The sequence below is a fragment of the Gordonia heveisoli genome (assembly GCF_030315745.1).
In the GTDB taxonomy this organism is placed as follows: Bacteria; Actinomycetota; Actinomycetes; order Mycobacteriales; family Mycobacteriaceae; genus Gordonia.
Genome location: NZ_JASXSH010000010.1, coordinates 21297 through 29796 on the forward strand (window position 1 = coordinate 21297; position 8500 = coordinate 29796).

The window sequence follows — 8500 nt, forward strand, 5'->3', positions numbered from 1 at the left end:
GCGATCGGCATCCATCCGTGGTCTTGGCCACGATGAATTTTCCGCCCGACATCGAGAAGAAGGAGCTGACAACAATGAGCGACATCAAGAAGGTCACCGTGTTGGGGACCGGCGTGCTGGGTTCGCAGATCGCCTACCAGAGCGCGTACAGCGGCTTCGCCGTCACCGCCTACGACATCAGTGACGAGATCCTGGACAAGGCGCGGGAACGGTTCGCCGGACTGGCTGCGACCTACAAGGCGGAAGTGCCCGGGGCCGCCGACGGTAAAGCGGACGAAGGGCTCCAGCGGGTTTCGTACTCCGCCGACCTCGCCGAGGCTGTCGGTGACGCCGACATCGTGATCGAGGCGATCCCCGAGGTACTCAGCCTCAAGCAGGAGACCTACGAGAAGCTGGCCGCCCTGGCCCCTGCCAAGACGATCTTCGCCACCAACTCCTCGACACTGCTGCCCAGCGACATGAAAGACTTCACCGGCCGGCCGGACCGCTTCCTCGCCTTGCATTTCGCGAATCGGGTCTGGCAGTTCAACACCGGTGAGGTCATGGGCACCGAGTCCACCGATCCGAAGGTCTTCGACACCGTGGTCGAGTTCGCCGGGGAGATCGGTATGGTCCCGATCCCTATTCACAAGGAGAAGGCGGGTTACGTCCTCAACTCGCTGCTGGTGCCCTTCCTCAACGCCGCCCTCGACCTGGCCGCAGGCGGGTATGCCGAGCCAAAGGACGTGGACAACGTCTGGCGGATTGGGACCGGTGCGCCGGTAGGCCCCTTCCAGATCTACGACATCGTCGGACTCAACACCCCATACAACATCCTGTCGCACGGAGGTCCCGAGGAACAGAAGCTCGCCGCCTGGCTCAAGGAGAACTACCTCGACAAGGGCAAGCTCGGCATCGCCAGCGGCGAAGGCTTCTACAACTACGGGAACTGACCGTCGGGCTATTCGTCCCTGAGGTTGGCTGCGCTCCGAAGCGTTGCGGCGGGACGGACAGCGGTACCGTGATCGACGTGCGTCGTCAGGAGAAGGCCGACCGGATCGGTGTGTTGTTGGACGAGTTGTATCCCACCCAACCGATCCCGCTCGATCACACGGATCCCTACACTCTGCTCGTCGCGGTGGCGCTGTCGGCGCAGACGACCGACAAGAAGGTGAACGAGGTGACGCCCGCGTTGTTCGCGGTCGCGGATACCCCGGAAAAGATGGCGGCCCTCGGCCCGGAACGAATCCTGGCGATCATCCGGCAGATCGGTCTGGCCCCCACCAAGGCGCAGAATCTGTGGACCGCCGCGGGGCAGATCATCGCAGCAGGTGGCGAGATCATCCCGGACTACGATTTCCTGGAATCGCTGGCCGGGGTGGGACACAAGACCGCCAGTGTGGTGATGTCGCAGGGTTTCGGTGTTCCGGCGTTCGCGGTCGACACGCACATCCATCGCCTCGCCCGACGGTGGGGGCTGTCGGACGGCAGTTCGGTGGAGCGCACCGAGCGTGACCTGAAAAAGGTGTTCCCCGAAGATGAATGGAACCGGCGGCATCTACAGATCATCTTCTTCGGCCGGGAGTACTGCCCGGCCTTGCGTCACGACTTTGCCGTGTGCCCGATCTGCTCATGGGCCGCGACGAAGAAGCAGGCGCAACTCGAGATCAAGCAGAAGCCTCGGCGTCGCGCGGCACTGGGGTGACGAGGATTCCCTCGATGGTCGCTTCGAGCGCCCACCGCATCCGCGAGGTCGGGTCACCAGACATCAGCCGGTCGACGTGGGCCGAGACATAAGGTGCGGCAGCGGCATCCGCTGATCTGAGACTGGTCTCCAGTGCGCTGAGTTTGTCAGTACTCGACCGGGGATCGACGTCGGACGGGGTCGGGGCACTGTGCTCGGCGGCAGATGCGGTGACGGTCAGCATCAGCAGATCGACACCCCAGGCGGCGCGGTCGGCGGGGGCGCCGCCTTCGATGAGGAGTCCGAGGATCCGACCGACGACGCCGATGGTGTTGGGGCCCATGGGGCGCAACACCAGTGCCGAACGGGCGAGGCCTGGATATCGGAAGAGCACGTCCGCGTAGTTCTCTAGCAGCGTCACGAGCCGCTCCCGCCATGGGGCGTCCGCGTCGTCGGCGAAGCCGCTGGTGAGTTCGTCCAGCACGGCCGAATGTAACTCGGCGGTGTTGGCGAAGTACACGTACAGCGACGCGGCGCCGGTGTCGAGTACCTGGCCCACGCGCCGCATCGTGGCCTTCGCCAACCCCTCGGTGCGAATGATGTCGATTGTCGCGGCGACGATCGCGTCGGCCGACAACGGCGGCATCGTGGTGCGGCGGCGGCGTCGCGCAGGTGTACTCATACACCCATCTTACGAACGTGTTCGTGTCGTGTCGGCAGGTCGTCTTGTGTCCTGCGACTCAATTACGAACATGTTCGTTGCGTGGTCGCCGGTGGCGGTCTAGCGTCTATCAACGAACATGTTCGTTAAGTGCGGACGTCGCGACCAGGGGAGTACCGCCATGAGTATCACCGCAATCGTCGGAGCGAAGATCTTCGACGGCGAGACCACACTGTCCGCCGACACTGTCGTCATCGACGATGGCGTCATCACCGCCATCGGCACCGACGTACCGGCCGGCGCCACCATCGTCGACGGGACCGGGGCGACGTTGCTGCCCGGGCTGATCGACGCGCACGTCCACACCAACCGGGACGCGTTGGCACTGGCACTGCGTTTCGGCGTCACCACCGAATTGGAGATGCAGGGGACGCACACCGGATCGCGCCGTGCCGCGATCGCCGAAGACGATTCCGTCGCCGATGTGCGGTCGGCGGGGTTCGGGCTGACTCCGCCCGGTGGGCATCCGTCCGAGCTCTTTCCGGCCGACTTCCATCCGGGCCCGCCGCCCGGCGCCGCCCCGACCGGACCCCGTCCGGTCAAGGCCGATGTATCGACGCCGGCCGAGGCGGTTGCCGTGATTCCTCAACTCGTCGCCGACGGTTCGGACTACATCAAGTTCATGGTCGACGACGGCTCGGTCGAAGGGCATCCCGGGCTGCCGATGCTCGATCAGGAAACCCTCGAAGCCGGTGTCGCGGCGGCACATTCGCACGGCATGCTGACCATCGCGCACCCTTGACCATCGACGCCACCCGGATGGCGCTCGACGCAGGCATCGACGGTTTCGCCCATCTCTTCATGGATCGGCCGCACACCGACGCGATCATCGCCGCGATCGCCGACGCCGGTGTTTCGTCGTGCCCTGTGTGGTGCTCAACGCCTCGATGATCGGCATTGCCGCCGATCGGCTCGCCGAGGACCCACGGGTCGCTGCGCGCCTCGACCCGGCGTGGGACACGACGCTGCGGTCGAGCTTCGGCCACTACCCGCAGGGTGACATCGACGACGTGCTCGCCTCCGTGGCCGCGTTGCGGGACGCCGGTGTCGACCTTCTGGTGGGCACCGACGTCTCGATACCCGAACCGTTCATGGGCGGTCTTGCGCACGGGGCCAGCGTTCACCACGAACTCCAGTACTTCGTGCAAGCGGGTTTCACGCCGAGTGAAGCGCTGACGGCCGCCACTGCGACCACCGCCCGTCGATTCGGGCTCGACGACCGGGGGCGCGTCGCCGTCGGTCTGCGTGCCGACCTGTTGCTGGTCGACGGTGATCCGACAACCGACATCGATGACACTCTGAACACGCTGGCCGTGTGGCGAAACGGGACCTACCTGGCCGGCAAGTGACGCACGAAGAATCGGGCGGCGTCTTCTGCGGCGCTGGCCACGTCGTCCCACTGCAGCACCACGTGGACCGGGATCGTGATCTGGCGAGCGTGTGCCCCCGCGAAGGAGTCAGCCGACCGCCCAGTAGCCCTCGATCAGAACCGCGATCGCAGACGATGGATCGCGGCCGGGATCTTGCTGGCGCCGATCAGGCTCTTGAACAGCAGACTGTTGTCGCCGGGCAGGATGCCCGCGGACTGGGTGGCGTCGAGCAGGTCGAACAGGGTTTCGCCCTCATACATCAGGCCGTCGGGGGTGAAGTGGTAGCGGTCGACGGCGGTGCACTGGACGAAGGTGCCGTTGCCGTGCAGGGTCGGCGCCGAGTCGTCGTACGGGTAGAAACGCAACGAACCGCCGAAATGTCCGGTGCCGACATAGCGGATGCACATCCGCAGTTCGCCGTCGGGCGACATGTCGATGTAGACCTGCCCGGGCAGCGGGTCGTAGCGCCAGTCGGTGATCGCGTCGAGGAAGGCGAAGTTGTAGGCGACGAACTCCTCATGCCCGACGATGACGCGGCCGAACGTCGTCGGATCCTTGTAGCGCAGGTCCGGGGTGTACAGCTCGTGGTTGAGCGACATGTCGCGCATCATCCAGCTCCACCAGTATTTCTTGGCCCATTCCAGCGTCCAGCCGATGTCGAATCCGTGGTCGGCGTAGAACTCGATCTTCTTCTCGTAGTCGACGAACCACTGTGCGGTCATCGCGGTGAGTTCGGCCTCGTTCATGGTGCGGACCTGCCCGCCGGCCCGGTTGCCGGGCAGGAACTCGGGGATGGGCTGCTGAAGTCGGGGAAGGGTGAGGGCTTCCTGGAACTTCGTTTCGTCGAACATGGGACTCTCTTTCTCGCCGGGCGGTGACGCGGTCGGGGCGGGGTCAGGCGGGTAGTCGGTCGTCGTACCGGTAGCGGGGGCGAGGGTCGGCGACGAGGATGCCCGGTGGTGCCGCGCGGGTGGCTGCCACCGCATCGAAGGCGATCTTGGCGGTGAGGGCCACGTCGTCGTGATCGAGTTCCCACTGCATATCGAGGTCGCCCGGATCGGCGACCACCTGAAGCGTGTAACACACTGCGCCACTGAAGTTTCCGAACGGGAGATGCTCGCCTTGGGCGGTCGGCGGCCGACTACTCGCGAGGATCTCGTGGCGGAAGAACTCCACGCCACGACGCCGTCCGTGCACGGTGAGGCGGCCATTCGGCTCGGCGTCGACGGTCGTCTCGATCCCGGTGGCGTCGTCGCCGAAGACGGCCTCGGCGATCGCCCGCACCCCCGCCCGATGTCGGCGGTCGTCGTGGAGGGCGGCGCCCCGGTACGCCTCGACGAACCGGACGTGGGACACCGAAGCCGGTCCTTGCAGCATCGTCGTGGCGATCAGCTCGAGGGCGAAGTGGTGCGGGCCGGTGTGGTGCAGCGTGCTGCCGCCACGGGCACATGCCTGCTCGAGCGTGTCGTCGGACGAGGTGAGCGTGCCCGTTGTCACGACGTCAAAGCCCTTCTCCAAGAGCGTGACGACGGCGGAGTCGATGGGTCCGGTGTCGCCGGGGATCACCACGACGCAGCCACCACCGACGGCGAGCGCCTCGTCGAGGCCGTGCACGGCGGTCATGTCGGATGGGATGGTCGGTGTTGTGGCGTCGGTCCAGACGACGGTGGGTGCGGTCATCACATGCTCCCGGCAGGACGGTAGGTGGGTGTGGCGTCGTCGATGAGCACGCCGGGCGCGGCGTCGCAGGTGGGGCCGACGGCGTCGAGCAGGGCGCTGGCCGAGGTCGCGGTGATCATGTTGCCGTGCGGCCGGATCACCGGGCTGGAGATCTGCCCGCGCACCGACGTCGGTTCGCCGGTGACCTCGAAGGTGTAACCGCCGTGTGGCGGGAAGTTGCCGAACGGCAGATCATCGCCGCGAAACGCGTTATCGGGGGTGAGGTACCAGCATTCTTCGTTGGTGAAGAAGTGATGGTCGCCGAGGTAGCCGCGATGCGTCATGTGCATGACGGCGGCGGTGCCGCGTGCGATCCGCGCAGATCCGACCTGGATGTCGGCCTTCGCCGGGAGTGCTCGCATCGATCGCTCCACGCGCACCTCGGACGGGTGTGCGCCGTACAGTGCGTGCGCGACGTTGCCGGTGAGATCGCCGTAGTAGAAGTCGCCGGCCTTCGCGAGAAACCAATCGGTGTCGATGTCGGCGATGTCCCGGCCGAAGCCGAAGAACCGCAACCCGCCCCACATTCCGTCGGGTGCGTGGGAGAAGTCGACCGACTCGACGAACCGGATGTGATCGACCTTCGATAGCGGTTGGCACATGCGCATCAGTTGCCGCTCCACCATGAATGTCGGGTGCACGCCGGTGCCGTGCAGCGTCGCATTGCCGCGCCGGCACGCCGCCAGGATCCGCTCCGGCGTCGCGCGTGCGGGAAAGCGTTGGTCGGCTATCGATTTGAGCGCAACGTTACCGAGCCGGTCGAATCGGGAACTGCGGGTCAGTGCGCGGCCGACCTGCATGATGCGTCGCTCCGAGTCGTCGCGCCACAGGCCGTTGGAGTGCGATAGCTCCCGCAGCCGCGTCATCGGCGTCGTGGCCGAGTTGTGCCAGTTCGGCATGGCGAGGTTGTGGTAGGCGGCGGTGGTCACCACGTTCTTGCCCGATTCCAGGAGTTCGATGACATCGTCGTCGATGCCCTCCAGGATCGAGGAGGGGAGTGGGGTGACGATCACGCAGTCGGCGTCGAGGTCGAGGATCTGCTGTTTGGAGGTGGTTGCGGTGACCCCGATCGGGCCGATGCCGACCAACTCGCCCGCATCCCGACCGTCCTTGTGTGCACTGAACACCTTCACGCCGACGACGTCGAACGCATCGTCTGTGTGCGCAGCGCGTAGTGCTGCACCGCCGACTTCGCCTGGGCCCCATATGATCACACGTTTCCGTCTGGTCACTTTGTACCGGCCTTCCGCCTGTAAGTTACATAGTGTTAGTTAACTTATGTGATGTAAGTTACGATGGTCAAGTGGTCCAGACACGATTGCCCGCGACGCAGCGGCGCGAGCAGATGCTCGACGCCTGTCGTTCCGTCGTCGACGGCGAGGGATTTCACGCGGTCACCATCAATCGGGTCGCACATGATTGCGGGGTGACACGCACCGTCGTCTACCAGCAGTTCGGCAGCCTCAACGCGATGCTGATCGCGCTGGTGGACCGCGAGATCGACAGGGCGGGCCAGGGGTTCCTCGGTGCGGTGCACTATCCGGCGGCGCCAACGGGTTTCGGTGCGGCGATGGCGGGCGTGTTCGGCGCGGTCGACGCCGATCCTGCGACCTGGCGGATGTTCATGATGCCCTCCGAGGGCGGTCCGCCGGAATTGTATGAACACCTTGAACGGGCGCGAGCCGCAGTGCTCGGCTACGTCGTCGGGGTCATCGGCAAACGGTCGCCGGAGGGTGATGGTGCGTCCACGGCCGACGGCGACACCGAACTGATCGCACGGTCACTGCATGCCATCGCCGACGAACTCGTGCGGCTGCGTCTGCGTGACCCCGACACCTACCCGGTCGACCGCCTGCTGCGTCATGCCGGACGGGTGAGTGCGGCGCTCCTGGCGGGGAGCTGACCCGCTCGCATGTCAGGCTGATCCGGATCCGGCTGATCCCGGTCCCGGCGGCAGGGGAGCGTCGAGCATGCGCGGCCGGTAGTCGAGGAGTTGCAGACCGCCCTCGAAGGTCCGGGCTTCGACGAGATCGAGCGCGACATCGGGGTAGTTGTCGTAGATGCGTTCCTGACCGGTCTTGCCGGTGATGACCGGGAATACGACGACCCGGAATCGGTCGACGAGGCCGGCGGCGAGCAGCGACCGCGACAAGGAAATGCTGCCCAGTGTCGACAGCGATCCTGCGCCGGTGTTCTTGAGTTCCCGGACCGCCTCGACGGCGCTGCCGCGAATCAGGCGTGAATTAGCCCAGGTCAACGGTTCGGTGAGGGTGTTGGAGAAGACGAGTTTGTCGACGCTGTCGAGGGCGTCGACACCTTCGGTCGATGACGTCGCGAACTCGCTCATCAGGCGATAGGTGTTGGCTCCCAGCAGAACCGTGCGTTCATCGGCGGCCTGATCGTCGAGCCAGCGTAGGTATTCCCCGGTTTCGAGTCCCCACCAGCCCGGCCAGCCGTCGGCGGCACCATAGCCGTCCAGCGAGGTGATGAAGTCGACCATGAGGCTCATGAATTCTCCTGGCGCTTGTGGACTTGGGTACCTCGATCCTGCCGCCGGGTGATCGTCCTCGCCACGTTCTGGCGACATCGCGACCGGATCGACGGCCGATGGGTCGGTTTCCGTTGGCTCCTCGAATCCTGACTGTTAATTGCGTTAGCTAACTATTAGCGAGTGTATATTCCGGTCAATTCGGGCGAATGTGACGGATTGTTTGATGTGCGACTAATCCGTTAGTTAAGGCAACATAAAGGTAAAGGTCGGGTAAGGCGAATGTAGTCCCATTGGAGGACTCTTGCTCATAAAGAATGCTTGGCAGTTCCTCGGTATTGCGATGAATGTGGCTGCACTACAACAGGATTGAGGAGGATTGAGGGACTATTGGGAAATATGAGGGTGGCTCACGTTGAATATTCATGGCCATTTAATAGGCCGCTGCGTGTAGGGTCATCTCCTGTCGAATCACTACCAGTTTCTACGGCCGCCAGTGTTTTTGGGCTCGTGATGTTGGGTCGTGTTCGGTGATAGTG

11 protein-coding genes are annotated in these 8500 nt (G+C 64.8%); 6 read left to right on the forward strand and 5 right to left on the reverse strand.

Going from position 1 to position 8500, the window contains the following annotated elements:
* Positions 1–74: 74 nt before the first annotated feature.
* Positions 75–932, forward strand: coding sequence for a 3-hydroxyacyl-CoA dehydrogenase (locus tag QSJ18_RS10675; RefSeq protein WP_286326518.1), 858 nt, complete (start codon positions 75–77; stop codon positions 930–932).
* Between the two features lie 77 nt (positions 933–1009).
* Entirely contained in the window at positions 1010–1684 is a 675-nt protein-coding gene (locus QSJ18_RS10680; protein ID WP_286326406.1) for an endonuclease III domain-containing protein, read from the forward strand.
* Here the strand turns inward: QSJ18_RS10680 and QSJ18_RS10685 are convergent.
* Positions 1647–2345 (reverse strand): TetR/AcrR family transcriptional regulator, encoded by a 699-nt coding sequence (locus QSJ18_RS10685; protein ID WP_286326407.1) that lies wholly within the window; start codon positions 2343–2345, stop codon positions 1647–1649. The two genes, QSJ18_RS10680 and QSJ18_RS10685, sit on opposite strands and share 38 nt — an antisense overlap.
* 160 nt (positions 2346–2505) lie before the next feature.
* Here QSJ18_RS10685 and QSJ18_RS10690 point away from each other — a divergent pair, with 160 nt between their 5' ends.
* Genes QSJ18_RS10690 through QSJ18_RS10700 form a run of 3 tightly spaced genes read left to right on the forward strand, consistent with a single transcriptional unit; the run spans position 2506 to position 3733 of the window.
* Positions 2506–3126, forward strand: coding sequence for an amidohydrolase family protein (locus tag QSJ18_RS10690; RefSeq protein WP_286326408.1), 621 nt, complete (start codon positions 2506–2508; stop codon positions 3124–3126).
* On the forward strand, positions 3123–3275 hold the full coding sequence (locus QSJ18_RS10695; RefSeq protein WP_286326409.1) for a hypothetical protein: 153 nt from the start codon (positions 3123–3125) through the stop codon (positions 3273–3275). Before QSJ18_RS10690 ends, QSJ18_RS10695 begins: the two co-directional genes overlap by 4 nt.
* Positions 3245–3733, forward strand: coding sequence for an amidohydrolase family protein (locus tag QSJ18_RS10700; protein WP_286326410.1), 489 nt, complete (start codon positions 3245–3247; stop codon positions 3731–3733). Before QSJ18_RS10695 ends, QSJ18_RS10700 begins: the two co-directional genes overlap by 31 nt.
* Before the next feature lie 134 nt (positions 3734–3867).
* Here the strand turns inward: QSJ18_RS10700 and QSJ18_RS10705 are convergent, their stop codons facing one another.
* From QSJ18_RS10705 to QSJ18_RS10715, 3 genes are read right to left on the reverse strand one after another with little or no spacing between them, the layout of a single operon-like run.
* Complete coding sequence (locus tag QSJ18_RS10705; RefSeq protein ID WP_286326411.1) at positions 3868–4605, reverse strand: nuclear transport factor 2 family protein; 738 nt, start codon at positions 4603–4605, stop codon at positions 3868–3870.
* 43 nt (positions 4606–4648) lie between these two features.
* A complete protein-coding gene (locus tag QSJ18_RS10710) occupies positions 4649–5434 on the reverse strand; it encodes a hypothetical protein (RefSeq protein ID WP_286326412.1) in 786 nt (261 codons plus the stop codon).
* The gene (locus QSJ18_RS10715) at positions 5434–6705 is read right to left on the reverse strand and encodes a hypothetical protein (protein WP_286326413.1); all 1272 of its coding nucleotides are present in this window, start codon (positions 6703–6705) and stop codon (positions 5434–5436) included. The genes QSJ18_RS10710 and QSJ18_RS10715 overlap by 1 nt, the downstream gene beginning before the upstream one ends.
* A gap of 71 nt (positions 6706–6776) precedes the next feature.
* On the opposite strand from QSJ18_RS10715, the gene QSJ18_RS10720 reads away from it, so the two are divergent.
* Entirely contained in the window at positions 6777–7376 is a 600-nt protein-coding gene (locus tag QSJ18_RS10720) for a TetR/AcrR family transcriptional regulator (protein ID WP_286326414.1), read from the forward strand.
* 12 nt (positions 7377–7388) lie between these two features.
* Here QSJ18_RS10720 and QSJ18_RS10725 read toward each other — a convergent pair whose 3' ends face one another.
* Positions 7389–7982 carry a dihydrofolate reductase family protein gene (locus QSJ18_RS10725; RefSeq protein WP_286326415.1) on the reverse strand — a complete coding sequence of 198 codons (594 nt, stop codon included), beginning with the start codon at positions 7980–7982 and terminating at the stop codon, positions 7389–7391.
* Between the last annotated feature and the right edge of the window lie 518 nt (positions 7983–8500).